This is a genomic window from Brevundimonas sp. MEB006b (assembly GCF_030209705.1).
GTDB lineage: Bacteria > Pseudomonadota > Alphaproteobacteria > Caulobacterales > Caulobacteraceae > Brevundimonas.
The window spans coordinates 79,839-100,687 of the sequence record NZ_JARVRL010000001.1 but is presented as its reverse complement, the minus strand read 5'-3'; the positions used below and the strand labels follow the sequence as shown (position 1 = coordinate 100,687).

The following is a 20,849-nucleotide window of genomic DNA, read 5'->3' as shown; positions in this document are numbered from 1 at the left end:
GCGAAAGCCTGCTGCGGCGACCGTGCCTATAGCCCCGCCGCGCCGCACCGTCCATGTGTCCACACCCCTGACGTGGACATTGAGAAGGGTTCGCAGATTTGGCGCGGCGGGTGAAACGCGATGATCCACACCCTCACCCTCTCCGCCCTGACTGTCTCGCGCGGCGAGCGTCGGCTGTTTCACGGCCTCGACCTGACCTTGCGCGCCGGCGAGGTGCTGGCCCTGACGGGCGCAAACGGGGCGGGCAAGACCAGCCTGCTGCGCGCGATCGCCGGCCTGTTGCGGCCAGACGCCGGGACGGTCGCCTTCCAGGACGCCGACGGCAATAAGTTGGATGACCGGCAGGCGCGCGGACGCGAAACCCATTTTCTCGGCCATCTGGACGGGCTGAAAGGCGGCCGCAGCGCGCGCGAAGAGCTGGGGTTTCAGTGCGACTGGTTGGGCCACACCCAGTACGGCGTCGACCATGCCGTCGAGGCCTTCGGCCTGAAGCCACTTCTGGACTTGGAGGTCCGGCGTCTGTCCGCCGGTCAGCGCCGCCGCCTGGCCATGGGCCGGTTGGTCGGATCCCCGCGCGCCCTGTGGCTGCTGGACGAGCCCATGGCGCCGCTGGACACGCGCTGGCGCGAAGCCTTCGCCGAGCAGATGCAGCGTCATCTGGACGCCGACGGCCTGATCGTCGCCGCCGTCCACGACCCCCTGCCGCTGCCGACCCGCTCTCTCGATCTGGGGGCGCTGAAATGAGCCGCCGCGACGCCGATCAGGAACCGCGTCCGCCCGGTCTGCGCGGCGCGACGCGCGTGCTGCTGGAGCGCGAGCTGGATCTGGCCTGGGGCGGGGGCGGCGGCCCGTTGCTGGCCTGCGGCTTCTTCGCCTGTCTGACCGCCGTACTGCCGCTGGCGGCCGGCGGCGATCCGCGCACGCTCGGCCCTGTCGCCGGCGGCGTCGCCTGGTTGGCGCTCGCCCTTGCGTCCCTGCTGTCGCTGGAGCGGCTGTTCGAGCGCGACATGGAGGACGGGGCGCTGGATCTGCTCGCCCTCGGCCATCTGGCGCTGGAGCAGGTCGTCCTGATCAAGGCCCTGGCGCAGTGGATCGCCGTCGGTCTGCCGCTTGCCCTGACCGCCCCCGTCGCCGCCCTGGCGCTTGGCCTGCCCGCGTCGCTGACGCCGCTGGTCGCCCTGACCGCCCTGATCGGCGGGGCCGGTTTCGCCTTCACAGGCGCGCTGGGCGCCGCCCTTGCGCTGGGTGCCAAGCGTGGCGGGCTGCTGATCGCCGTCGTCGTCCTGCCGCTGTTCATTCCCCCGGTCGTCTTCGGCGCTGGCGCCCTGGAGCGCGCTGGATCGGGCCAGCCGGTCGGCCCGGCGCTGGCCTTGCTCTGCGCCTACGTCCTGTTCGCCGCCGTCGTCGCGCCCTTCGCCGGAGCCGCCGCCGTTCGCAACGCGCAAGGGTGAGCTTGCCCGTCGCCCCTTCGCCGCGTAAGCGCTGAACCGATGTTCGGCCTGTCCAATCCGCAGCGCTTCATGGCCTTCACCGGCCCGTTGACGCCCGTTCTGTGGGGGCTCGCCGCCGTGCTGCTAAGCGTCGGCGCCTGGCTCAGCTTCACCGTTCCGGCCGATTATCAGCAAGGCGACACGGTGCGGATCATGTTCGTCCATGTCCCCGCCGCCACCCTGGGCCTGGGCGCCTATGCGGCGCTGGGCGTGTCCAGCTTCTTTGCGCTGGTCTTCCGTCACGCCCTGGCCGACGCCGCCGCCCGCGCCGCCGCCCTGCCGGGCGCGGCTTTCACGGCCCTGGCCCTGTTCACCGGCTCGCTGTGGGGCCAGCCGATGTGGGGGACCTGGTGGGTGTGGGACGCGCGCCTGACCAGCGTTCTGGTGCTGTTTCTCTTCTACCTCGGCTATATGGCGCTGAGAGCCTCGATCGATGACGAGCAAAAGGCTGGGCGCGCCGCCGCCGTCCTGGGTCTGGTCGGCCTGATCAATCTGCCGATCGTGAAATTCTCGGTCGATTGGTGGAACACCCTGCACCAGCCCGCCAGCTTTCTGAACCCCGGATCGTCGGGCTTGGACCCCGTCTATCTGCCGCCCTTCCTGACCATGCTGGCGGCCTACGGGGTTCTTTTCCTCGCCCTGTGGCTGACGGCCATTCGCACCGAGATCCGCCGCCGCCGCGTCATGACCCTGCGCGCGCGTCTGGCTCAGGAGGCCTGAAGCCATGCTCGATCTCGACATGACCCCTTACGCCGCCTTCGTCTGGCCCGCCTGGGGCGTCAGCGCCCTGGTGCTGACCGTCCTGACCGTCCGCGCCGTCGTCGCCTGCCGCAAATGGAAGCGCGAACTGGCCCGGCTTGAGGCAGACCAAGGCACACACCCAGAAGCAGCGGACACCAACCGCCCTCAAGCAGCGCGAAGCGCGATAGGGCCAAAAGAAACAGGGCTTCGCCCGTGAACCGCTGGCTGGCCCTGATCCCGCTGGCGGTCCTCGCGGCTCTGGCGGCCTTGTTCGTCGGGTGGTCGCTGAAGCGCGATCCGGCGTTCAAGCCCGACGCCCTGGTCGGCCAGACCATCCCCGAGACGGTCCTGCCCCTGCTGTCGGGCGACCAGGCGGGACCGGGCAATCTGGACCTGAAGACCGCCGGCGTCGGCCGGCCCATGCTGGTCAATGTGTTCGCCTCCTGGTGCGCGCCGTGCCGGATCGAACATCCCAAGCTGCTGGCGCTGAAGGCGCGCGGCGTCGCCGTAGTCGGCATCGCCTACAAGGACGAGCCGGTCGCCACCCGCGCCTTCCTCGACGAACTGGGCGACCCCTATGCCATGGTGCTGGTGGACCGCGAGGGTCGCGCGGGTCTCGACCTCGGCATCTCCGGCGTGCCCGAGACCTTCGCCGTCGACGCCATGGGGCGCATCACCGCCAAACAGTCCGGCCCCTTGCTGAACGACGCCGACATCGACCGACTGGTCGCCTCCATGCAGGCCCCGCCCCGCCCCGCGCCGACAAAGCGGTGAGGCGGCGTTAACCCTTTTTCGAGGGTTTCCGTTAACCATGTCGGCATGAGCGCGATTCGTCCCGGCCTGCCTCTGAACACACCCGCCCAGGGCCTTGATCTGCCGAGCGGCCGCAGCGCTCAGGCGGCCTTCTTCCGCGCTGCAATGGAGCAGACTGCGGCGCCCAAGCCGCCGGTCCCGGCCGCCGCCGTCATGTCCACGATCCGAACCGCCAACCCGGCCCGGCCGGTGGAGGCGCCCCCCGCCCCGGCCCAGCGCGAGGAGCCGCGGATCATGCGCCCCGGCTCCTACCTCGACATCCGGGTCTGATCAGTTCCAGCCGCGGCTGGCGATATATTGCTGCAACGCCTCGATCCGGGTCGCATCCGAAGGGTGGGTCGAAGCGAACTGCGGCGTCTGGGTCTGACGCTGCGCCGCCATCAATCGCCATAGCGCCACCGCCTGCGACGGCTTGAAACCGGCCCCGGCCATATAGTCCACGCCCAGACGGTCGGCCTCCAGCTCGTCGCGCCGCGAATAGGGGAGCAGAAGGCCGTACTGGGCGGCCAGACCGCCATAGGCGTTGACCGCATCGCCATAGCGACCCGCCGCCCCGCCGACAGCCGCCAGACCGACGCTGGTCACCGTCTGGTTCGAGGCGCGCTCGGCCGCATGGTTGGCGACGACGTGCCCGATTTCGTGACCGATCACGCTGGCCAGCTGGTCGTCATTCTGGACCAGGGCCAACAGGCTGGTCGTCACGCCAATCTGGCCGGACGGCAGGACGAAGGCGTTGGGGCTGGCTTCCGTGAACACCGCATAGTCCCAGGTCCGACCGCCCAGACCCGCCGCCTGGACCAGACGGTCGCCGACGCGCCGGATTCGGTCGACCTGCGCGCCGGTCGTCATCACGCCTGGCTTGGCGATAGCTTCTCGCCAGGCCGCGGTCGATTGCTGGGACAGGGCGGCGTTGTCCACCAGCAGCAGCTGATTACGGCCCAGGGCTTCGTTATAGGCGCAGGCGGACAGGGCCGAGGCCGCGACGGCGGCGGCCAGGACAAGGGCGGAACGGCGGGGCAGGATCACGGCGGCGGCCTCTTCGAGCAGGACGAAACAGCAAGGCAAATGGTCGCGCTGGGCCTGAGGTTCCACCGTCAATCGATCGGCGTGGCGCCCAGCAGGGTTCGGCATGCCTCCGCCTCGGCCGCCAGGGCCTTGCGCTTGGCCTCCCCGAACTTCTCCAGCGTGCGATAGGGCATGGCCAGCCGCACATTGTCCCGCAGCCGGCCGCGATTGCGCTCCAGAAAGCCCCAGTACAGCCGGTTGAACGGGCAGGCGGCATCGCCGCTCTTGCTCTTCACGTCGTAGCGACACGCCCCGCAGTAGTCGCTCATCCGGTCGATATAGGCTCCCGAGGCCGCATAGGGCTTGGACCCTACGATGCCGCCATCGGCGAATAGGGCCATGCCGCGCGTATTGGGCATCTCGACCCATTCATAGGCGTCGGCATAGACACACATGTACCAGTCGTCGACCTGATCGGGATGCACGCCCAGCAGCAAGGCCAGATTGCCCGTCACCATCAGCCGCTGGATATGGTGGGCGTAGGCGTTGTCGCGCGTGGTCTTCACCACGTCGGCGACACAGGCCATGTCGGTCTCGCCGGACCAATAGAACCAGGGCAGCTTGCGGTCCGCGTCCAGGAAGTTGCGCGCCCGATACTCCGGCGCCTTCAGCCAGTAGATGCCGCGCACGAACTCGCGCCATCCCAGGATTTGCCGGATGAAGCCTTCGACCGCGTTCAGGGGCGCCTTTCCCGCCCGATAGACCGCCTCGGCGCGCTTGCAGACGTCCAGAGGATCCAGCAGGCCCAGGTTGATCGACGTCGAGATCAGCCCATGCCACATCCATGGCTCATTCTCCGCCATCGCGTCCTGCCAGTCCCCGAACGACGGCAGGACATCCTTCAGGAAGTGCTTCAGCGAAGCTTCCGCCTCCTGCCCCGTTGTAGCCCAGCCGAACCCGTCCAGCGAGCCGAAATGGTCGCCGAACAACCGCTCGACATCCGCGATCGCCTCGCACGCCACGGCGTTGGGCGGGATGCGCAGGCGATCGGGCGGCGTCACGCCCTTGGCCAGCTTCTTGCGGTTCTCGGCGTCATAGTTCCAGCGCCCGCCCTCCGGCTGATCGCCGTCCATCAGTATGCCCGTCGCGCGGCGCATCTCGCGATAGAAGAACTCCATGCGCAGCTGCGACTTGCCCGAGGCCCAGCGGCGAAAACGGTCGTGGCTGCTGATGAAGCGGCGATCCTCGCGAATCTCGACCGGCAGCCCCGCCCCTTCCGCAAAGGCGGCCAGATGCTCGGCCAGCCGCCACTCGCCGCATTCGGTCATCACCACCGTTTCATAAGCGCCGTCGTCCAGCGCCCGGGCCAGTTCGCCAGTGATCGAGCCGCTGTTGTCCGCATCGTCGATGCGCACATAGCGCACATTGACGCCCCGCCCCTTCAGCCGCTCGGCGTGATTGCGCATGGCGGCGAAGACCAGGGCCAGCTTCTGCTTGTGATGCCGGACATAGGTCGCCTCGTCGCGAACCTCGGCCATCAGAACCGTGTCGACGTCCGGGTTCAAATCCTTCAGCGCCGACAGGTCGTCCGACAGCTGATCGCCCAGCACCAGCCTAAGCACGGACATGCGTTATTCCCATCACCGGGCCCATTTGCGAGCGAGAGACTGAAGTCGAGGACGCAGGCGAAGGAACACCCGGTACGCCTGCTCCAACGCCGCAAGGACTGAGGGGATGCGTGCGGCCAGGCCCAGCGGCCGCAACAGCGGGATCGCCCGCCACATCGCCGCGAACGCCGCCGCGCCCGACAGCAGTCTTCCGTTCTCCGTCGCGTGGAATCGCGCCAGCAGCGTCTCGCGATCCAGCGGGCAGCTTGTCTGACCATCCGACACATCGACGAAGCGGATCGCGCCGCGTCGATCCAGCCGGCGCATCAGGGCGATCTCGCGTCGACACAGGGGACAGCCGCCATCATACCAGACGAGCAAGGGAGTCATGACGGGCGAAGGCTCTCGGCGACGGCGAACGGGCTCGCCATCCTATACGGGCGTCCTCTACAGTCTGGATCGCAACCCGCCTCGACAGGTGTCCGATGACGATTGAACCCAGCGGCCGACATCGCTTGCCGCCGCTCGCCCGCATCCTGGGTTTCGCCGGCCTGCTGCCCCAGGCGGCGGCGGTCGTCGTCCTCCTTGCAGGCGATGCTGACCAGCAGACCGTCGCCCTCGGCCTGGCCTACGCCTACGCCGCCCTAATCTTCAGCTTCCTAGGCGGCGTCTGGTGGGGACTGGCGGCTGCGACGGGCCTGAAGGCGCCCAAATGGGTCTGGATCGCCTCTGTGGCGCCCTCGCTTCTCGCGCTGGCGACCAGCGTCGTCTGGGCGGCGGGTTCCGATCCGGCCGTGTCGCTGGTCATGCTGGGCGTCTTCATCGCCGCCAGCGTCCTAATCGATCTGAAGCTGAAGGCGGCCGGTCTGACGCCCGAGGGCTGGCTCGCGCTGCGCGCGCCGCTGTCGATCGGCCTGGGCGCGCTGACGCTCGTCGCCGGACTGATCTGAAAACATCTCAGGCAGCGGTCAAAAAAATCGGGGCCTGCCGCAACCGACAGGCCCCTGATTTTATTCGTCTCGACTTGGAGCGGGCGAAGAGATTCGAACTCTCGACCCCAACCTTGGCAAGGTTGTGCTCTACCACTGAGCTACGCCCGCACTCCGTAGGAGCTAGGTGCGCTCCCCGTCGAGGAGGGGGCGTATAGCGGAGGGTTGATCGGTCCTGCAAGAGAGAATTTGCAAAAAGCGATCAAGTCCCGCTCACGCCCCCCGCGCCTCAGCGCGGCGCCAGACGAATGGCGCCGTCCAGACGGATGCATTCGCCGTTGATGTAGATGTTTCGCGCCAGCTCCAGCACCAGCGACGCATAGTCGGCCGGCGTGCCCAAGCGGCTGGGGAACGGGATGGCGGCGGCCAGGGCGTCCTGGATCTTCTGGTCCATGCCGGCCATCATCGGCGTCCACATGATCCCGGGCAGGATGGTGTTGCAGCGCACCCCTTCCTGGGCCAGATCGCGCGCGATCGGCAGGGTCATCGCATAGACGCCGCCCTTGGACGCCGAATAGGCCGCCTGGCCGATCTGGCCGTCCTGCGCCGCCACCGAGGCGGTGTTGACGATCAGGCCGCGCTCGCCATCCGCCATCGGCTCCAGCGTCACCATGCCCGCCGCCGACTGCGACAAAACGCGGAAGGTGCCGAACAGGTTGACCCGTACGGTGCGCTCGAACTGGGCCATGTCATGGGCCTTGATCTCGCCGGTGTCCTTCTTGCGCGATACGGTCTTCTGGCCTGTGGCGATGCCGGCGCAGTTGACGGTCAGACGTTCCTGGCCGTGGGCGGCGCGGGCCTTTTCGAAGGCGGCGGCGACCGAGGCGTCGTCGGTCACGTCCACCTGGCAGAAGACGCCGCCGATCTCTTTCGCGATTTCCTCGCCGCGTTCGGCGTTCAGGTCGAACAGGGCGACCTTGGCCCCCGTCGCCGCGATGGCGCGCGCGGTGCCTTCGCCCAGGCCCGAGGCGCCGCCGGTGACCACTGCGGCGATGGTGTTGTCGAGTTTCATCCTGATCGTTCCTATATTGTCGTGAACCTGAGTTTCGTTTGAGGATTTAGCGGCCATGACCGCCAAAGCCAAACCCGCCGATCCGTCGGATGTCCTGGACCCGAAAAAGGCGCTCGTGCCGTCGGTGGTGAAGATCAACGAGGCCCGCGTGGCCAAGGGCTTCTGGCCCAAGATCCAGCGCACGGCCGCCCGCATTCCCTTTGCGGACCAGGCCCTGGCCGCCTGGTACGCCGCGCGCGATCCGCAGACGCCGATGGCGGCCAAGGGCATGATCTTCGCGGGCCTGGCCTATTTCGTCATGCCGGTGGACGCCATTCCCGACATCTTCGCGGGCATCGGTTATACCGACGACGCGGCCGTCATCACCGCCCTTCTGGCCCTAGTCGGCGCCAACATCAAACGCCGCCACCGCGACCAGGCCGAGGACGCGGTCCAGCGGCTGAAGGCGAAATAGCTCAGCTCTCGACTGTCACCACGATCTTGCCCAGCGCCTGACGGTCGCCCAGGGCCTTGATCGCCTCGCCGGCCTTTTCCAGCGGGAAGGTCTTTGAGACCCGCGGCCTGATCTTGCCGTCGGCGTACATCTGCATCAGTTCGGCCATGTTGGCGGCGTGGGCCTTGGGATCGCGCATCACCGCCGCGCCCCAGAAGACGCCGATCACCGACACCGACTTCAGCAGCGTCAGGTTCAGCGGCAGGGACGGAATGCCCGCCGGGAAGCCGACCACCAGATAACGCCCGTTCCAGTCCATGGCCCGCAGCGCCGGATCGGCATAGTCGCCGCCCACCGCGTCATAGACCACGTCCGCCCCGTCGCGGCCGGTCGCCAGCTTGAACTCGCCCGACAGTTCCTTCTGCGCCGCCTTGTCCATCGGTCCCGACGGATAGATCAGGCCGTTGTCGGCGCCCAATTCGAGCGCGAACTCGACCTTGTCGTTGGTCGAGGCGGCGGCGACCACCTTGGCCCCCATAGCCTTGCCCAGTTCGACGGCGGCGGCGCCGACGCCCCCGGCCGCACCCAGCACCAAGAGGGTTTCGCCCGCCTTCAGCTGCGCCCGGTCCTTCAGCGCATAGTAGCTGGTGCCATAGGTCATGATCAGGGCCGCCGCCTCTTCGAAGCTCATGGCGTCGGGGATGGGGATGACCGTCTCGGCCCGCACCGCCAGCCGCTCGACCAGCCCGCCCCAGCCCGGCACGGCGATGACCCGGTCGCCCTTGCGCACGCCCTTGACGCCCTCGCCCACCGCCTCGACCACGCCGGCGACTTCGGCGCCCGGCGAGAAGGGCCGCTCGGGCCGGAACTGGTATTTGTCCTCGATGATCAGGGTGTCGGGATAGTTGATCCCCACCGCCTTGACCTCGATGATCACCTCGCCTGTCTTGGGCGTCGGGTCGAGCACGTCCTCCACGACCAGGGTTTCGGGGCCACCAGGCGTCTTGGACAGAACAGCGCGCATCTTTCCTCCTTGGCCGACATGGCGCGGCCTTCATCGCGACGCTAAAGAGCGCCACGCCCGTTTGAAAGAGGCGATAAAGACAAGGCTCAGGAAGACGACATGACCGCCCTCATCCTCCACGGCGGCGCCGGCGCCCGGCGCGAACGCAACTACGACGCCGAGGTCCTGCATATGCGCGAGGTGGTGGAAGCCATGAAGGTTCGTCTGGACGCTGGCGAAAGCGCCTTGGACGTCGCCACCGCCGCCGTCGTCATGCTGGAGGATTCCGGTCTATACGTCGCGGGCAAGGGCGCCTCGCCCAATCTGGCCGGCGCCTATGAGCTGGACGCCAGCATCATGGACGGATCGACCAAACGCGCTGGCGCCGTCGCCGCACTCCAAGGCTTCCGCAACCCCGTCGTCGCCGCCCGCGCCGTGATGGACCGCACACCCCACGTCATGCTGGTCGGCGAGGGCGCGGCCTTGTTCGCCCACGACCAAGGGCTGGAGCCCATCGCTGACGAGGCCGCTTGGTTCACCGGGGCGGGCAAGGGTGAGGACAACCATCCGCCCGGAACCCTCAGCCACGGCACCGTCGGCGCCTGCGTGCTGGACAGCCAGGGCCGTCTCGCCGCCGCCACCTCGACCGCCGGCGTCTTCGGCAAGATGCCGGGCCGCGTCGGCGACACTCCGATCCCCGCCGCCGGAACCTGGGCCGACGCCCACGCCGCAACGTCCTGCACCGGCCAGGGGGAATATTTCATCCGCGTCGCCGCCTCCGCCCAGGTCGCCTGGCGCGTCGCCGCCGGCCAGACCTTGGCCCAAGCGACCCAGGCCGTGATCGACGAAATCGGATCCATGGGCGGCGACGGCGGCATGATCGCTCTGGACGCCGCCGGAAACATCGCCGCCCCCTTCAACAGCCAGGGCATGAAGCACGCCTGGCTGACGCCCGCCGGCGAGATCGGCGTCCAGGTCTTCCGCGACTAGGTCTTTGCGGACATCACGTCGGAAATGGTGGTCAGCAGAACCTTCAGATCGACGGGCTTGCTGACCACCGCGTCCATGCCCGCCGCCAGATAGGCCTCGACCTGCTCCACCATCGCATTGGCCGTCAGGGCGATGATCGGCGTGCGGACCAGCCCCTGGTCGGCCTCGCCTTGCCGGATCGTCCGTGTCGCCGTCGGACCGTCCATGTTCGGCATCTGCACATCCATCAGGATCAGGTCCCAGTCGCGCGTTTGCGTCGCTTCGACCGCCTGAAGACCGTCATCGACGATCTCGACCTCGATCCCGACCTGGCCCAGAAGGCCCCGGATTACCTGCTGATTGACCGGATGGTCCTCGGCGACCAGCACCCGCAGCGCCCGCTCTGGCTCGGCGTCCGGCGCATCCTCGCCGGCCTTCACAGGTTGCGCCGGCGTCAGCGGCAGCGTGACGACGAAGATCGCCCCTTCGCCCGCCTCGCTCTCCACCTCGATCCGGCCGCCCATCAGCTCCACCAGGGTCGCCACGATCGACAGGCCCAACCCGGCCCCGTCACGCCGGTCGACGGCCGCCGCCTCGATCTGGGCGAAGCGCGTGAAAAGCTGCCCGATCTGGTCCGCCGGTATGCCCCGCCCCGTGTCCGACACACGGAACACCGCCCCGGCGTCCGTGCGCGCGACATTCAACGCCACCTGCCCCTCCGCCGTGAACTTGATGGCGTTGGACAGCAGGTTGAACAGGATTTGACGCAGCCGGACCGGATCGGCGCTGACCCATCCCAAGCCCGTCGACACGACATGGAAGGCCAGTCCCTTGCTTTCCGCCAGCGGCCTGACCGCCTCGGCCACCTCGTGGATCAGGGCGTCGGCGTCGATGGGCTGCGGCACGATCTCCAGTTGCCCCTCTTCGATCCGCGACAGGTCCAAAATCTGGTTGATCAGGTCCAGCAGCGTGTGGGCCGACCGATCCAGAATCTCCAGTCGCGCCTTCTGCCGATCCTCCAGCGCGTCGCCCGCCATGATCTGCGCCATGCCGATGACGCCGTTCAGAGGGGTGCGGATTTCATGGCTCATATTGGCCAGGAAGCGGGATTTGGCGGCATTGGCCTCGTCCGCCTCCTGACGCGCGCATCGGGCGGCGTCGCGGTCCAGCACGGCCGCCTCATGCGCCGCCTGCACGTCCATCAGCAACGCCTTATTGCGCTGGTCCGCCGCGAACAGATCGCACCACAGGGCGTGGGTCGCGCGCGAGATGATGAACAGGATCGTCGCCAGCATGACGAAGGCCGCCGCCACCGCCAGCCCGTGCGGCCCCATCAGCGAGGGATAGATCACGACCAGCACGGTCGCGCAGATCGGCGCCGCCGCCAGCGCCAACAGCCGAGGCGCCGCGCTGAACTGAACGAAGGCCACACCGATCGACCAGACCTGGATCAGCACCACCACCAGCATCACATCGGCGCGGGGATTCATCAGCCAGGCGATCAGCGGCCCGGACACCCCCAGGGCGAAGCGGATCGCCACGATGGCCATCAGCAGCGGCGGCCAGCCCGCGACGGGCGCCTCAGCCTTCTGGTAGCGCCTGACGCGCCCTTGCGCCCAGGCGTCGAACGCCATGCCGACGAGGGCGAACCCCAGCCCCACCCACGGCTGGCCGAGGGCCGCCAGGATCAGCCCGGCGGCAGCCCAACTGCCGTAGAGAACGGCGGGCGGAGTAACCATATTTTGCAGGACGAAGGCCCAGACCGCGATCTTTTCGTCGGAGACAGAAGTCGCTTTCGCTCGTCTCGGCACGCGTCCTCGGCTTGGGTGGTCGCTGGGATGCGACCTCTTGGCGAATAGAGCGCCGTCGGGGGTTTGTCCATGAACGACCCGCGCCTTATCCGGTTCATTACAGCTCGGTAAGGTGCAAGACGCCCAATCGCTGATACGGTCTCGGCGCCCGGCGTTCCGGGCTTCGGAGCCTCTCATGAAATCCCGCCTGATCGCCACAGCCGCCGCCTCGGCCCTCCTTCTCGGCCTCGCCGCCCCCGCCTTCGCAGAGGGCGCCGCGCCCGCCGCTGCCGCCGCTCAATCGACCGGGCAGGCGCCGCAGGGCGTGAGCGTGCCGCCGCTGGGCTTCACCAAGCGCGTTCTGGCGAACGGGCTGGAGGTCTATTCGGCGCGTGACGCCGACACCTCGAACGTCACGGTCCAGGTCTGGTACAAAGTGGGCTCCAAGGATGACCCGGCCGGCCGCTCGGGCTTCGCCCACCTGTTCGAACACCTGATGTTCAAGTCCACCACCAACCTGCCGCCCGAGACCTTCGACCGGCTGACCGAGGACGTGGGCGGCTCCAACAACGCCTTCACCGCCGACGACACCACCGCCTATTTCGAGACCGTGCCCGCCAACCACCTGGAGCGGATGCTGTTCGCCGAGGCCGACCGCATGGGTTCGCTGGTCGTGGACGAGCCGACCTTCGTCGCCGAGCGCGACGTGGTGAAGGAGGAATACCGTCAGCGGATTCTGGCCAATCCTTATGGTCGTCTGTTCGGCCTGTTCGTGCCCGAGACCATCTATAAGGACAGCCCCTATCGCCGTCCGGGCATCGGCTCGATCGAGGAGCTGGAGGCCTCGTCGCTGGAAGACGTTCGCCGCTTCCACGCCACCTATTATCGTCCCGACGCCGCCTATCTTATCGTGGCCGGCAACTTCGACCAGGCTCAACTGGACCGCTGGGTGGATCAGTATTTCGGCCCGCTGAAAAATCCGACCACGCCGATCCCGACCAACAATGTCGTCGAGCCCGAGCCAGCGGGTCCGCGCAACGTCACCTACTATGCGCCGAACGTGCCGCTGCCGGCCGCCGTCGTCGCCTGGCCGACGGTGAAATACGCTGACGCCGACCGCGCCGCCCTGACCGTTCTGGACGGCATCCTGTCCACCGGCGAATCCAGCCGCCTGTATCGCTCGCTTGTCTATGACAAGCAGATCGCGGCCCAGATCGGCTCGACCCCAGACTTCTCGCAGCAGGCCGGCAATCTGTCCGCCCTGGCGATAATGGCCCAGGGTCACACTGCCGAGGAAGGCATCGCCGCCCTGAACGAAGAAATCGGCAAGCTACGCGACACGCCTGTCAGCGCCGCTGAACTGGCCGAGGCCAAGAACGAGATCGTCGCTAATACGCTGCGCAGCCGCGAAACGGTCGACGACCGCGCGACCGCCCTGGGCTTCTCGCTGATCAACACCGGCTCGGCCGCCGCCGCCGACGAAGAGGTCGCCCAGATCCAGGCCGTCACCGTCGCCGACATTCAGCGCGTCGCCCGCAAATATCTGACGCCGCAGCGCCAGTCGACGATCACCTTCCTGGCCGCCGACGATCAGAACCCCGCCTCGGTCCAGAAGATGAACGTGGACGCCCCCGTGAAGGTCGCCGACCTGGCCCTCGCCGGCCCGCCCGCCGTCCTGCTGCCCGAGGCGGAGCGCAAGCCCCTGCCCCAGCCGGGCGCCGAGGTCGCACCCGTGACGCCGACCGTCGCCGACTTCCGCCTGGACAACGGCCTGCGCGTCCTGGTCGCCCCGACCGACAGCGTGCCGCTGGTCTCGGCCCGCCTCAGCTTCGACGCCGGTTCGTCGGATGATCCGACGGGCAAGGCCGGCGTCGCCGCCATGACCGCCGCCCTTTTGACCCAGGGCACCAAGACCAGGACGGCGCCGGAAATCGCCACCCAGATCGAACAGCTGGGCGCCAGCGTGGGCGCATCGGCTGGGGTCGATTTCTCGAACGTCTACGCCAACGCGCCGTCGAACGCCTTCCCGGCGACCGTCGCCCTGATGGCGGATCTGGTGAAGAACCCGACCTTCGCCGGCGAAGAGCTTGAACGTCAGCAGGCCCAGACCCTGGACGGCCTGCGCGTCGCCCTCAGCCAGCCGGCGTCCATCGCCGGCATGACGGTCGGCCGCGTCATCTACGGCGACGCCCCCTATGGCGCGACGATCACCCAGCAGACGGTTCCGGCCATCACGGCGGCCGACGTCGCCGCCTTCCACGCCGCCCGCTATCGGCCGTCGGACGCGACCCTGGTCTTCTCGGGCGACATCACGCCGGCCGCCGCCCGCGCCCTAGCGCAACAGGCGTTCGGCGACTGGCGCCCGGCCGGCGCGGCCCCGGCCGCTGCGACCAATCCGGCCGGTCAGCCCCTGGCGCCGCGCATCGTCGTGGTGAACCAGCCCGGCGCCGGTCAGGCCGCGGTCGTCGCCGCCGTTCGCGGTGTGTCGCGCACCGATGCGGACTTCTTCCCGCTGACGGTCGGCAACACCCTGTTGGGCGGCGGCTTCTCGTCGCGCCTGAACCAGGAAATCCGCATCAAGCGCGGTCTGTCCTACGGCGCCTCGTCGTCGCTGGGCGCACGGGCGGATGCGGGCCTGTTCACGGCCTCGACCCAGACCAAGAACGAGACCGCCGACGAGGTCGCCGATCTGATCCTGGCCGAGATCGCCAAGCTGGGAACCGAGACCCCGACCCAGGCCGATCTGGCCCCGCGCCGCGCCACCCTGATCGGCGGCTTCGGCCGCTCGCTGGAGACGGTGGACGGCCTGGGCGCCCTGGTCGCCAACCTGGCGCTCTATGATCTGCCGATGAGCGACCTCGCCGACTACGCCGGCCGAGTTCGCGCCGTCACGCCCGAACAGGTCGAGGCCGCCTTCGCCGAACACCTGCCGGTCAACCGCGCCAGCCTGGTCATCGTCGGTGACGGCTCGAAGTTCCTGGACGATCTGCGCGCCAAACACCCCAACCTCGAAGTCATCGAGGCCGGCGCCCTGAACCTGAACAGCGGTTCGTTGAAGTAGAACTGAAAGCTGGACGGCCCGTCGCCTCTGCGTGGCGGGCCATCACGCCTCGTCTGCTAGACCGACAGGCACACCACCTGCGCCACGCGCAGATCGCGCCTTAGCCGGTTGGACACTTGGCCGTAATCCTCGGTCGTGATGGCCTGACCGCGCGCGTCGTCGGCCGGCGTCTGTTCGCCGCGGATCGCCGGCCCGAAGGTTTCGGGCGCCGTCGTATAGATCCGGCCCCGTCTCGGCGCCTCGGCGATGGTGACGCCCACGACGCGGCCCTGCGCATCCAAAGCCGGCGCGCCGGACAGGCCCGACAATGTACCCTCAAGCCCGTTGGTGCGCCCGACCTCGGCCCAGGACAACACCGGCTCGTCGCGCGCCCCTCGCCCGAAGACCTTGAGGGTTTCGCGTCCCAGCAGGCGTGACGTCACCTCGCCGGGACGCCCTTGCGGAAAGCCCGGATGGAAGGCGCGCTGACCCTTGCGCAGCGGCGCCTCGACCGCGACCGGCAGCGCGGCGGGACCGCCGTCGGTGATCAGCAAGGCGACGTCGGCGCGCGGCGCCAGACGGACGTCGGCCGCGACCGCCCGCCCCTCGCCGACGACCAACGCCGGCTTGCGGCACCCCTCGACGACATGGCGCGCCGTCACCCAGCGCCCCCGTCCTGCGATGGAGAAGGCCGTGCCCGACGACGGCTTGAACGGCGCCTCGCCCGCATCGACGGTGACGGCGGCGTCAAAGGGGGTGATGGGACCCAGCAGCGCGCCCTCGGCGACATCGGCGTCGGTCTCCGCGACCGGCGGCGCGTCGGCGTTCTCGCGTCGCCCCAAGGACACCGCCAGAAACACGGCCGCCACCGCTCCATAGATGGCCCAGTCCGGCAGGCGGGGAAACTGCATCGCTCCAGCCGATCAGCCGGTCAGCGCGGCGGACAGGATCACGGCCGTCGCCAGCTTGGCGCCCAGCAGCACCACCGCCGCCGAAATCTCGCCGTGGCGGATCCGCTCTGGCAGGCCCGTCAGCAGGAGGTCCACGACCCGGAACGCCAGAAGCTGCAGCACCACCGTCGCCACGCCCCAGATGGCGATGTCGCGCACCGAGGTCGACACCGACAGCGATACCGCCAGCGGCACCGCCAATCCCACCAGAATGCCGGCGAAGGCGATGGCGGCGGCGACATTGCCCTGACGGATCAGGGCGACCTCCTTCCACGGCGTCAGCAGCGCATAGACCGTCGCCCCCGCCGCGAGCAGCAGCAGGGTCACGATCAGGTGCATCACCATGACCGGGAAGCCCGAGGCGAAAGCCTGCACCTCGGCGCTGGAAAGGACATTCGACAAGGAGGGGTCCATGCCCAGACGCCTTGCCCGATTGTCGCCCCAATCCGCAAGCGCGCCGGGGACACACTGCGTGACATTATGTGTCCGAAGGTTGTGTCCTCTCCTCAAAAGAGGACATGAGCATCACGCCGCTGCCTGCTCCGCCTTCCTAAGCGCGCTGGCCCTGACCTTCTCGCTTTCGGACTTCAGCTGACCGCAGGCGGCCAGGATGTCGCGGCCGCGGGGGGTGCGGATGGGCGAGGCGTAGCCGGCCTTGTTCAGGATGGCGGCGAAGCGCTCGATCGTCTTCCAGTCCGAGCATTCGTATTCGACGCCGGGCCAGGGGTTGAACGGGATCAGATTGATCTTGGCCGGAATGCCCTCGATCAGCTTCAGCAGGGCGCGCGCCTCTTCGGGGCTGTCGTTGACGCCCTTCAGCATGACGTATTCGAACGTCACCCGACGCGCGTTCGACAGGCCCGGATAGGCCCGGATCGCCGCCATCAGCTGGTCCAGCGGGTACTTCTTGTTCAGCGGCACCAGCACATCGCGCAGGGCGTCGTTGGTGGCGTGAAGGCTGATGGCCAGCATGGCGGCCGTTCGGTCGCCCAAGGCCTGAAGCTGCGGCACCACGCCCGAGGTCGACACCGTGATCCGACGGCGCGACAGGGCGATGCCCTCATTGTCCGAGATGATGTCGATGGCGTCGGCGACGTGGTCCAGATTGTAGAGCGGCTCGCCCATGCCCATGAAGACGATGTTGGACAGGCGCCGGTCTTCTTTGGGCGACGGCCATTCCTCAAGGTCGTCGCGCGCGACCTGGACCTGGGCCACGATCTCGGCGGCGGTCAAGTTGCGCACCAGCTTCTGCGTGCCGGTGTGGCAGAAGGTGCAGTTCAGGGTGCAGCCGACTTGGCTGGACACGCACAGGGCGCCGGCCCGGCCCACGTCGGGAATATAGACGGTCTCGATCTCGATGCCCGGCGCGGTGCGGATCAGCCATTTGCGCGTGCCGTCCTTGGACACCTGGCGTTCGACGACCTCGGGGCGCGCCAGGGTGAAATGCTCGGCCAGCTTGGCCTGCATGTCCTTGGCGACATTGCTCATGGCCGAAAACTCGGTCACACCAAAGTGGTGGATCCAGCTCCACACCTGGCTGGCGCGCATCTTGGCCTTCTCGGGCGGACAGACGTTCGCGTTGATCAGGGCCTGGCGCAGGCCGGCGCGCGTCAGACCGCTGAGGTTGACGAGCGCCTTGACGGCGGGCGCGTTCGAGACGCGCGAAAGATCGAGCGTGATGCTCAAGGCGGCGATCCTGCGTGAGGTTTAGCCGGCCTATATAGCACGGATCCCGGCGATTGCATGGCCGGGACGGATTCGACGGCCCTAGAGGCCCACGTCCCAGACGCCGGCGTCGCGCATCCGGGTCTCGCGCGCCTCCTCGGCGCGGCCGCCCATATCCTTGGCCATGCTGCGGATCGCGGTCGAGACGGTGGCCTTGTGCACGCCCGGCACGATCGCGTGGGCGAACGCGGCGCCCGCCAGACCCAAAAGCTTGAAGCCGAAACCCGCCGAAGCGACCATGTGCTGAAGATAGGCCTCGTCGACCTCGCGCGGGTGGTCGCGGAACAGGCGGTCGAACGGGGTCGAGCCCGAACGGCGGCGGTCGATCGTCGTCTGGCTCATGGCGGCGGCCTTCCCTGCTTCGTCGCCTTATGGTCACGCCGGACGGCCGGCGACGCAACCCCCATCGCGATCTGTTCATTGGACGTGACCGACGCGCGACCCGCTCGCTTCAGACCCATCGTCAGAAACGAAAACTCGGTCTAGGGTCGGCGTTCGATCAAGGAAATGCCCATGCCGATCCGCCTTTCGCCCGCCTCTTCCATGGCCGTCGCCCTGGCCCTGCTGGCCTCAGCGACGCCGGTGCTGGCGCAATCGGGCGCGGCAGGCCTGCCCTATGACGCCCGGCGCGGGGTCTTCAGCTTCTCGTCGGGGCTCGAGAGCTCGCTTCCGGCGGTGGTTCAGGTCACGACCTTGGGCCAGTCGCGTGGTCCAAGTTCGGACGCGGCCGACCCCAAACCCTACGCCTCCGGCTCCGGCGTCATCGTCGATGCGGCCGAGGGGCTGGTGATCACCAACAATCACGTCGTCGAGGGCGGGCGAAAGTTCACCGTCGATCTGACGGACGGCCGCCTGTTCGACGCTGTGCTCGTGGGGGCGGACAAGGCGACCGACATCGCCGTGCTTCGCATCACGCCTGACGGTCGGCCGCTGAACCTCAAACAGGTCCAGACGGTGGATTCCGACACCCTGCGCACCGGCGACCTGGCCTTCGCGGTCGGCTATCCGCTTGGCCTGGACCAGACCCTGACCATGGGCGTCATCTCGGGCCTGAACCGCTCAGGCTTGGGCGATGCGGTCGAGGACTACATCCAGACCGACGCGGCCGTGAACTCGGGCAACTCCGGCGGGCCGCTGCTGGATAGCCGGGGCCGGCTGATCGGCATCAACACCTCGATCCTGTCAGGAGGCCTCGGCGGCGGCAACGACGGTATCGCCTTCGCCGTGCCGACGCGGATCATGCTCTATGTCGCCGACCAGCTGAAGAAGAACGGCGAGGTCAAGCGCGGCGCGACCGGGGCCATCTTCGGCTCGCTGAACGCCGAACGCGCGCGCGATCTGCACCTGGGCATCGTGCGCGGAGCCGTTGTCGCCGATGTCGCGCCGGGATCGCCGGCAGAACGGGCGGGCCTGCGCCACAACGACGTCATTACCCGGATCCAGGGCCGCCCCGTCGCCAACGCCGGCTCGGTCAACGCCACCATCGGCATCGCCGCGCCGGGCTCGGATCTCAGCGTCTCCTATCTGCGCGGCGGCCGCGAGGCGACCACGTCGCTGGCGGTCGAGACACCCGCTGATCAGCCCGTGATCGTTGGGGCCCAGTCGGTGCTGGCCTATGGGGCGACGCTGCGAGACCAGGACGGCGGCGCCCAGGTCACGGCCGTCGCGGCCGGCTCGCCCGTCGCTCAGGCCGAACTGACGGCTGGCGATGTGATTACCGCCATCGCAGGCGCGCCCGTCGCCGACGCTCGCGCGGCCGCCACCGCCCTGCAGGGCGCCTCGGGATCGGTCGAAGCGACCGTGCTCAGAAACGGAGAGACCCTGAACCTGACCCTGTCGCTCTAGGCGGGATCAAACGCCGACGTTTCGCTGCTGGCAGGCTCCAGACAGCGAAACGCCCGCCTTGCCAGGGAGGGGGAGGGGAAAGGCAGGGCGGGCGCTCGCTTGGAGGAAGCATCGGCCGCCGGAGCCCGTAAACTGGAAACATCCAGGGGGGCTGGGGGGGCTGTTCAGGATCCGGGACGCTTCCGAACTCCGACGAGCCGATGGTCGATATTTCGTTGCGCATACGGGCGGGCGAAGGACCGAAACGGGGCCATTTCGTGTCTGCGTCGATTTCTTGGCCGCCTCTGGCGTCGGGCCGCCAGCGGCCTAAGTTGAGCCTATGAGTCTGAACCCTCACGACACGACGCCGGCGCCCGGCCCCGTCTTTTTCGACCGTCGCGAACTGGACCCGATCCTCAGGGTCTATGGCCGCATGGTCGCGCAGGGCGAATGGCGCGACTACGCCATGGTCGGGCACAAGGATTTCGCCGAGTTCGCCGTCTTTCGCCGCAGCGGCGACGCCCCGCTCTACCGGATCGAAAAGCGACCTGCCCTCCAGACCCGCCAGGGCCAGTGGGCCGTCATCGGCGAAGGCGGCCAAATCCTGAAACGCGGCCGCGACCTGGCCCAGGTGCTGCGCGTCTTCGACGGTCGCCGGTTTCAGGTGGTCGAGTAGATCATCGGCGGGCGGGCGGTGTTGCGTCACGGATGCGCGCGCCTTCGACTGCCCACAGCTTGTCGCCGGCCATTGCGTAGATCGGCAGTCGATTGAGCAGTGACAGAAAAACGTGCACCTCCAGCGGTTGCGGCGCCACGACGATATTGGTGACCAGACCGACGGTTTGGCCCCCTTGTTGGGCTTGCCGTCGATCCATATCCAGGCAACCGCCGGATAGCTGCTCGCGCTTCTCCACGGTCTTGCCGTCCGCACTCACATGGAAGCGGTAGTGGCCGCCCATCGGCACGATATTCGCCTGTGTCGTAGAGGCGAGGAGCCAGACCAGCCAGCCCTCGCCATCCGTGTCTTTCAGCACCACAGCATTATACCGCGCGGCGCATCGTAGCGGACCGACGGCCTGGGCCGCTGAGTTGCGCGCCGCGAACTGGGCCAGCTCCTCGGGCGTCAGTTCGGGATATTCAGCGTCGATGACGACACCGGCCTTGAACTGCGAGTCGACGACGACGTCCTTGAGCGCACGCGGCGCATCGGGTGAGCCGGCCAAGAAACGGACCCGCTGGGCGTCACCCTCCGGCGTCACGATCCAGCCGATCAACCCTTCGGGCGCCTGACCGCCAGATTGCGCCAGCAGCGCATCGGTAGCGCGTGCGGCCGCGCCGTCCTGACGCCAGATCGCCTGACCCAACCGCCCTGTATCGGCGATTGAAAATGTCTGGACGAGTGCGGGGCGCTCCTGCGCCATGACAGGGCCGCCCAGCGCACACAGGGCAAGAAGGAGC

Annotated in this window: 23 protein-coding genes and 1 tRNA gene; 12 read left to right on the top strand and 12 right to left on the bottom strand. The window is 68.3% G+C overall.

Annotation, left to right across the window (positions count from 1 at the left end):
• Positions 1 to 120 precede the first annotated feature (120 nt).
• Genes ccmA through QRN13_RS00435 form a run of 6 tightly spaced genes read left to right on the top strand, consistent with a single transcriptional unit; the run spans position 121 to position 3,314 of the window.
• Positions 121 to 744: a heme ABC exporter ATP-binding protein CcmA gene (ccmA, locus tag QRN13_RS00460; RefSeq protein WP_284876409.1), complete on the top strand. Its 624-nt coding sequence runs from the start codon at positions 121 to 123 to the stop codon at positions 742 to 744.
• Positions 741 to 1,451 carry a heme exporter protein CcmB gene (gene ccmB / locus QRN13_RS00455; RefSeq protein ID WP_284876408.1) on the top strand — a complete coding sequence of 237 codons (711 nt, stop codon included), beginning with the start codon at positions 741 to 743 and terminating at the stop codon, positions 1,449 to 1,451. Before ccmA ends, ccmB begins: the two co-directional genes overlap by 4 nt.
• A 39-nt stretch (positions 1,452 to 1,490) precedes the next feature.
• A complete protein-coding gene (locus QRN13_RS00450; protein ID WP_284876407.1) occupies positions 1,491 to 2,210 on the top strand; it encodes a heme ABC transporter permease in 720 nt (239 codons plus the stop codon).
• A gap of 4 nt (positions 2,211 to 2,214) precedes the next feature.
• A complete protein-coding gene (gene ccmD / locus QRN13_RS00445; RefSeq protein ID WP_284876406.1) occupies positions 2,215 to 2,448 on the top strand; it encodes a heme exporter protein CcmD in 234 nt (77 codons plus the stop codon).
• Complete coding sequence (locus QRN13_RS00440) at positions 2,445 to 3,005, top strand: DsbE family thiol:disulfide interchange protein (protein WP_284876405.1); 561 nt, start codon at positions 2,445 to 2,447, stop codon at positions 3,003 to 3,005. The genes ccmD and QRN13_RS00440 overlap by 4 nt, the downstream gene beginning before the upstream one ends.
• Before the next feature lie 45 nt (positions 3,006 to 3,050).
• On the top strand, positions 3,051 to 3,314 hold the full coding sequence (locus QRN13_RS00435) for a hypothetical protein (protein ID WP_284876404.1): 264 nt from the start codon (positions 3,051 to 3,053) through the stop codon (positions 3,312 to 3,314).
• On the opposite strand, the gene QRN13_RS00430 is transcribed toward QRN13_RS00435, so the two are convergent.
• The 3 genes from QRN13_RS00430 to QRN13_RS00420 are packed head-to-tail and all read right to left on the bottom strand — an operon-like array spanning position 3,315 to position 6,046.
• Positions 3,315 to 4,175, bottom strand: coding sequence for a M48 family metallopeptidase (locus QRN13_RS00430; RefSeq protein ID WP_284876403.1), 861 nt, complete (start codon positions 4,173 to 4,175; stop codon positions 3,315 to 3,317). It lies immediately after the preceding gene.
• Positions 4,139 to 5,677: a cryptochrome/photolyase family protein gene (locus tag QRN13_RS00425; RefSeq protein WP_284876402.1), complete on the bottom strand. Its 1,539-nt coding sequence runs from the start codon at positions 5,675 to 5,677 to the stop codon at positions 4,139 to 4,141. Before QRN13_RS00425 ends, QRN13_RS00430 begins: the two co-directional genes overlap by 37 nt.
• 12 nt (positions 5,678 to 5,689) lie before the next feature.
• The gene (locus QRN13_RS00420; protein WP_055807269.1) at positions 5,690 to 6,046 is read right to left on the bottom strand and encodes a thiol-disulfide oxidoreductase DCC family protein; all 357 of its coding nucleotides are present in this window, start codon (positions 6,044 to 6,046) and stop codon (positions 5,690 to 5,692) included.
• Between the two features lie 95 nt (positions 6,047 to 6,141).
• Between QRN13_RS00420 and QRN13_RS00415 the strand changes: the two genes are divergently transcribed.
• Complete coding sequence (locus tag QRN13_RS00415) at positions 6,142 to 6,606, top strand: DUF3429 domain-containing protein (RefSeq protein ID WP_284876401.1); 465 nt, start codon at positions 6,142 to 6,144, stop codon at positions 6,604 to 6,606.
• Between the two features lie 75 nt (positions 6,607 to 6,681).
• Here QRN13_RS00415 and QRN13_RS00410 read toward each other — a convergent pair.
• Positions 6,682 to 6,756 (bottom strand) — tRNA-Gly (locus QRN13_RS00410).
• 118 nt (positions 6,757 to 6,874) lie between these two features.
• A complete protein-coding gene (locus QRN13_RS00405; RefSeq protein ID WP_284876400.1) occupies positions 6,875 to 7,657 on the bottom strand; it encodes an SDR family NAD(P)-dependent oxidoreductase in 783 nt (260 codons plus the stop codon).
• Between the two features lie 55 nt (positions 7,658 to 7,712).
• Here QRN13_RS00405 and QRN13_RS00400 point away from each other — a divergent pair, with 55 nt between their 5' ends.
• Entirely contained in the window at positions 7,713 to 8,111 is a 399-nt protein-coding gene (locus QRN13_RS00400; protein WP_055754271.1) for a YkvA family protein, read from the top strand.
• A 1-nt stretch (position 8,112) separates the two neighbouring features.
• Here the strand turns inward: QRN13_RS00400 and QRN13_RS00395 are convergent, their stop codons facing one another.
• Positions 8,113 to 9,114: an NADPH:quinone oxidoreductase family protein gene (locus QRN13_RS00395; RefSeq protein WP_205682180.1), complete on the bottom strand. Its 1,002-nt coding sequence runs from the start codon at positions 9,112 to 9,114 to the stop codon at positions 8,113 to 8,115.
• 99 nt (positions 9,115 to 9,213) lie between these two features.
• Between QRN13_RS00395 and QRN13_RS00390 the strand changes: the two genes are divergently transcribed.
• Positions 9,214 to 10,083 (top strand): isoaspartyl peptidase/L-asparaginase family protein, encoded by an 870-nt coding sequence (locus tag QRN13_RS00390; RefSeq protein ID WP_284876399.1) that lies wholly within the window; start codon positions 9,214 to 9,216, stop codon positions 10,081 to 10,083.
• Here the strand turns inward: QRN13_RS00390 and QRN13_RS00385 are convergent.
• Positions 10,080 to 11,801 (bottom strand): ATP-binding protein, encoded by a 1,722-nt coding sequence (locus tag QRN13_RS00385; protein ID WP_284876398.1) that lies wholly within the window; start codon positions 11,799 to 11,801, stop codon positions 10,080 to 10,082. The two genes, QRN13_RS00390 and QRN13_RS00385, sit on opposite strands and share 4 nt — an antisense overlap.
• Before the next feature lie 247 nt (positions 11,802 to 12,048).
• On the opposite strand from QRN13_RS00385, the gene QRN13_RS00380 reads away from it, so the two are divergent.
• On the top strand, positions 12,049 to 14,913 hold the full coding sequence (locus QRN13_RS00380; protein ID WP_284876397.1) for a M16 family metallopeptidase: 2,865 nt from the start codon (positions 12,049 to 12,051) through the stop codon (positions 14,911 to 14,913).
• A 56-nt stretch (positions 14,914 to 14,969) separates the two neighbouring features.
• On the opposite strand, the gene QRN13_RS00375 is transcribed toward QRN13_RS00380, so the two are convergent.
• The 4 genes from QRN13_RS00375 to QRN13_RS00360 form a co-directional block, all read right to left on the bottom strand.
• Positions 14,970 to 15,803: a S1 family peptidase gene (locus QRN13_RS00375; RefSeq protein WP_284876396.1), complete on the bottom strand. Its 834-nt coding sequence runs from the start codon at positions 15,801 to 15,803 to the stop codon at positions 14,970 to 14,972.
• A gap of 12 nt (positions 15,804 to 15,815) precedes the next feature.
• On the bottom strand, positions 15,816 to 16,256 hold the full coding sequence (locus QRN13_RS00370) for a DUF350 domain-containing protein (protein ID WP_017506264.1): 441 nt from the start codon (positions 16,254 to 16,256) through the stop codon (positions 15,816 to 15,818).
• Positions 16,257 to 16,367: 111 nt separating this feature from the next.
• A complete protein-coding gene (gene rlmN, locus QRN13_RS00365) occupies positions 16,368 to 17,528 on the bottom strand; it encodes a dual-specificity RNA methyltransferase RlmN (RefSeq protein ID WP_284876395.1) in 1,161 nt (386 codons plus the stop codon).
• A gap of 81 nt (positions 17,529 to 17,609) precedes the next feature.
• A complete protein-coding gene (locus tag QRN13_RS00360; protein ID WP_284876394.1) occupies positions 17,610 to 17,909 on the bottom strand; it encodes a DUF6356 family protein in 300 nt (99 codons plus the stop codon).
• 171 nt (positions 17,910 to 18,080) lie between these two features.
• Between QRN13_RS00360 and QRN13_RS00355 the strand changes: the two genes are divergently transcribed.
• A complete protein-coding gene (locus QRN13_RS00355; RefSeq protein ID WP_284876393.1) occupies positions 18,081 to 19,412 on the top strand; it encodes a trypsin-like peptidase domain-containing protein in 1,332 nt (443 codons plus the stop codon).
• A gap of 319 nt (positions 19,413 to 19,731) precedes the next feature.
• Positions 19,732 to 20,067, top strand: a complete 336-nt coding sequence (locus tag QRN13_RS00350; protein ID WP_184279866.1) for a DUF2794 domain-containing protein — start codon at positions 19,732 to 19,734, stop codon at positions 20,065 to 20,067.
• A 1-nt stretch (position 20,068) separates the two neighbouring features.
• On the opposite strand, the gene QRN13_RS00345 is transcribed toward QRN13_RS00350, so the two are convergent.
• Entirely contained in the window at positions 20,069 to 20,812 is a 744-nt protein-coding gene (locus QRN13_RS00345; protein ID WP_284876392.1) for a hypothetical protein, read from the bottom strand.
• Between the last annotated feature and the right edge of the window lie 37 nt (positions 20,813 to 20,849).

Bases quoted from the DNA above. Each gene is read 5' to 3' on its own strand.
- QRN13_RS00370 (WP_017506264.1), bottom strand. From the start codon at position 16,256: ATGGACCCCTCCTTGTCGAATGTCCTTTCCAGCGCCGAGGTGCAGGCT.
- QRN13_RS00405 (WP_284876400.1), bottom strand. From the start codon at position 7,657: ATGAAACTCGACAACACCATCGCCGCAGTGGTCACCGGCGGCGCCTCG.
- QRN13_RS00360 (WP_284876394.1), bottom strand. From the start codon at position 17,909: ATGAGCCAGACGACGATCGACCGCCGCCGTTCGGGCTCGACCCCGTTC.
- ccmB (WP_284876408.1), top strand. From the start codon at position 741: ATGAGCCGCCGCGACGCCGATCAGGAACCGCGTCCGCCCGGTCTGCGC.
- QRN13_RS00420 (WP_055807269.1), bottom strand. From the start codon at position 6,046: ATGACTCCCTTGCTCGTCTGGTATGATGGCGGCTGTCCCCTGTGTCGA.
- QRN13_RS00395 (WP_205682180.1), bottom strand. From the start codon at position 9,114: ATGCGCGCTGTTCTGTCCAAGACGCCTGGTGGCCCCGAAACCCTGGTC.
- QRN13_RS00415 (WP_284876401.1), top strand. From the start codon at position 6,142: ATGACGATTGAACCCAGCGGCCGACATCGCTTGCCGCCGCTCGCCCGC.
- QRN13_RS00345 (WP_284876392.1), bottom strand. From the start codon at position 20,812: ATGGCGCAGGAGCGCCCCGCACTCGTCCAGACATTTTCAATCGCCGAT.
- QRN13_RS00385 (WP_284876398.1), bottom strand. From the start codon at position 11,801: ATGGTTACTCCGCCCGCCGTTCTCTACGGCAGTTGGGCTGCCGCCGGG.
- QRN13_RS00355 (WP_284876393.1), top strand. From the start codon at position 18,081: ATGCCGATCCGCCTTTCGCCCGCCTCTTCCATGGCCGTCGCCCTGGCC.
- QRN13_RS00400 (WP_055754271.1), top strand. From the start codon at position 7,713: ATGACCGCCAAAGCCAAACCCGCCGATCCGTCGGATGTCCTGGACCCG.
- QRN13_RS00375 (WP_284876396.1), bottom strand. From the start codon at position 15,803: ATGCAGTTTCCCCGCCTGCCGGACTGGGCCATCTATGGAGCGGTGGCG.
- QRN13_RS00450 (WP_284876407.1), top strand. From the start codon at position 1,491: ATGTTCGGCCTGTCCAATCCGCAGCGCTTCATGGCCTTCACCGGCCCG.
- QRN13_RS00390 (WP_284876399.1), top strand. From the start codon at position 9,214: ATGACCGCCCTCATCCTCCACGGCGGCGCCGGCGCCCGGCGCGAACGC.
- QRN13_RS00430 (WP_284876403.1), bottom strand. From the start codon at position 4,175: ATGCCGAACCCTGCTGGGCGCCACGCCGATCGATTGACGGTGGAACCT.
- QRN13_RS00425 (WP_284876402.1), bottom strand. From the start codon at position 5,677: ATGTCCGTGCTTAGGCTGGTGCTGGGCGATCAGCTGTCGGACGACCTG.
- QRN13_RS00435 (WP_284876404.1), top strand. From the start codon at position 3,051: ATGAGCGCGATTCGTCCCGGCCTGCCTCTGAACACACCCGCCCAGGGC.
- QRN13_RS00380 (WP_284876397.1), top strand. From the start codon at position 12,049: ATGAAATCCCGCCTGATCGCCACAGCCGCCGCCTCGGCCCTCCTTCTC.
- ccmA (WP_284876409.1), top strand. From the start codon at position 121: ATGATCCACACCCTCACCCTCTCCGCCCTGACTGTCTCGCGCGGCGAG.
- ccmD (WP_284876406.1), top strand. From the start codon at position 2,215: ATGCTCGATCTCGACATGACCCCTTACGCCGCCTTCGTCTGGCCCGCC.
- QRN13_RS00350 (WP_184279866.1), top strand. From the start codon at position 19,732: ATGAGTCTGAACCCTCACGACACGACGCCGGCGCCCGGCCCCGTCTTT.